We start from the raw sequence: 2,831 nt of genomic DNA on the forward strand, positions 1-2,831 counted from the left end.
AAATGATAGTGCATTTGGTTTAGGAGCTGGCGTTTGGACATCGAATTTGGATCGAGCTCACCGGATGATTCGTCAATTAGAATCAGGAAATGTCTGGGTGAACTTGTTCCGTAGAGTTGGACCAGAGCTTCCATTTGGAGGACAAAAAGACAGTGGATTTGGAACGGATTCCATCCTTGAATATACCCGTGAGAAGACCTGTTATATTGAAATCGGATGAACCTTACATTATGTAATCTAGCTAGTAAAGAACTTGTTGTAAATAGAGAAACTGGRGGTTCAATAAATGGCACAAGGGTCTAAAGGTGTTTTTTATGGATGGTATGTTGTGTTGTGTGGCTTCTTTATTATGTTCGCCGGCTTCTCTATAATAAATTCTTTACACAGTTTATTCATGGTCCCTGTTACAGATGATTTAGGGATAAGCAGAACCGCTTTTTCAATCGCACTTTCGATTGCCGGCCTTGGAGTGGCTGTTGCTTCTCCATTCATGGGTAAACTGCTAGCAAAAGGAAATATGAAATTGATTATGTCCATTTGCGTAATAATGGCCGGAGTAGGATTTATGTCATATTCGCTAGCAAACTCAGCGCTATATTTTAGCATTGTAGGATTTATGATTGGTATCAGCGTGGCAGGATTCTCCAATATCCCGATTTCAATTATGGTAACCAACTGGTTTTATGAGAAAAAAGGAAAAGCAATGGGTTTAGCCTTTGCGGGTTCAGGTATTGGAGCTGCAGTGTTAAGTCCAATTTTAACTACATTAATCTCAAACTACGGTTGGAGAATAGCCTACGTTATTGCTGGTGCACTTATCATTGTTTTAACGTTGCCTTTAGTACTACTATTTGCCAAGAAAAGTCCTGCTGAAAAAGGACTAGTTCCACTGGGAGCAGACGAGATGGAATCTGCGGAGAATTTAGGGTCTGAACAGAGTGGCCTAACCATGGGAGAAGCAAAGAAGACAGCTATGTTTTGGATTTTTGTCCTAGGAATCGTTTGCTTTGCATTRGTTGCAGGCGGCGTTCAAATGCATATTCCAGCCTATCTAATGGATATCGGACATCCAGCCATTTTTGCCGGCACAATTTTTGGTATTCTTTCCCTTGCAAATACGGTAGGGAAGTTGATTTTAGGTGCAGTATTTGATAAGTTCGGTACTGCAGGTGGTGCAATTTATGTTGGATTTTGTATGACGACTGCTATGGTAGCGCTTCTGTTAGCTAAGACACAAGCATTCGCTTTCTTATTTGCAATTGCATTTGGCTTTAGTATTGTCATTTCCACATTAGGTCCGCCTTTTATGACTAATGATATCTTTGGAAAGAAAGATTTTGGATCTATTTTTGGTATAGTGCAAGTTTTCTTTGTAGCGGCAGGTTCCTTTGGGGTAATAGTTTCTGGTTTAATCTATGATGTGACTCAAAGCTACCGTGTAGCTTGGATTTTCTTCCTTTGCTTATTCATCTTCAGTATGGTCTGTGTGTTAGTAGCGAACAGTATGAAAAAAACAACGAAAGAAAAATTCAAAAACACTTCCAATCAAAAAATTATATAAAGTTGTTGAATCATGTTAATAGATCCTAAGAAATATCACTGCTATGACATTTCAACTTAAAATGTACCATTCCTATTAAATGAATGTTTTCTAAAAAAGACACTAACTTTACGAGTAGTGTCTTTTTTCTTATTCAACTTTTCATAACCAAGGTGAGCTATTCTCTATTTTGTCAATTAGTAATCAAATTCATCATTTATGAGAATATCCAAGAAATATTAAGAATATTCATGTGTCTGTTTAGGGTTATTTGTAAAGGGGATTTTTGTCCCTTAATATCGAAACCAATTACAGGGCATGGATCCAGAGAGTATCACAGTGGCAGGTCACAGCGATTACCTTGATGTCCAAAGAGCATGGAGGTCCGACTATCCGCCAACATTTGTGAAAAAAGTATCAGATCGTTCGTCCTTATCATCCAACTTTTAAGTGGAAGTAGTAAAAGAGAATCTGTATGGGAAATACATACACAAATCTTTATCGAACATGGATTAGTGAACAATACCATAAGTATGCCGGGCTGCTTTTTCTATGTAAACGTTGATTATCCTTGTAACGATGGATTATACCTCCTAATTTATTCTAGTATAGCTAATGACTAAGGCTGAATAGGCATATCGAACACAAAAATYGTCATCGCAGTATCAATATCTATATTAATATCCGTAAAGATGCTCACAATTTTCCCGTGCATTCCTCAAGTTTTTTCAACACGGTAGGATCCTGATAGATTTCCTTCACTAATTTAGTTCGTGCTTCATGAACCATTCGTTGTCCTTCTTTGGAGCCAATCATAAACTTTTCTATATTCGTCAGATTACCTTTCATCTCACTAATCACCCAGTGACCTACAAAACGAGTAGTAATTTCCTTTGGTCCATTTCCAACGTATTGCTTACGTATTTCACGAAGTTACATATTGAATTGATGCTCCATACTTTTTGTCATTGATTTCTCCTATCTCATCATTTAAGTGTTAAACTAGACTCTCTATTTGTCTCCATGAAGAACCAATAATACAAGGTAGTTTAACTATTTACTCTTATTAATTAATGAATAAAGTATAATTAAAATTGTTGTAATAAAGTAATTAAATTAATGAAAATTAAAGAAAAATATTTTATGTAATTAAAGATTAGATCACATTATGCTGTTTGAAATATTATTTAACATTTACTTAATAATTCTATTAACAAAAATGAGTGGTATCCTTTTGAGTGATATTATAAGATACTTATCAAAACGTCTACATGATATAAGACATGTCAGT

General features: G+C 35.8%; 3 protein-coding genes. 2 read left to right on the forward strand and 1 reads right to left on the reverse strand.

The window, feature by feature from the left end; translation table 11 throughout:
* A partial coding sequence (locus AC1DUW_RS24965) for an aldehyde dehydrogenase family protein (protein WP_477643735.1) occupies positions 1–220 on the forward strand: 220 nt, incomplete at its 5' end.
* A gap of 66 nt (positions 221–286) precedes the next feature.
* Positions 287–1,561, forward strand: coding sequence for an MFS transporter (locus AC1DUW_RS24970; protein WP_053346285.1), 1,275 nt, complete (start codon positions 287–289; stop codon positions 1,559–1,561).
* Between the two features lie 675 nt (positions 1,562–2,236).
* On the opposite strand, the gene AC1DUW_RS24975 is transcribed toward AC1DUW_RS24970, so the two are convergent.
* Positions 2,237–2,464, reverse strand: coding sequence for a Na-translocating system protein MpsC family protein (locus AC1DUW_RS24975; protein ID WP_477643736.1), 228 nt, complete (start codon positions 2,462–2,464; stop codon positions 2,237–2,239).
* Positions 2,465–2,831: the final 367 nt, after the last annotated feature.

It is taken from the genome of Peribacillus sp. P4_C12, from assembly GCF_056402095.1.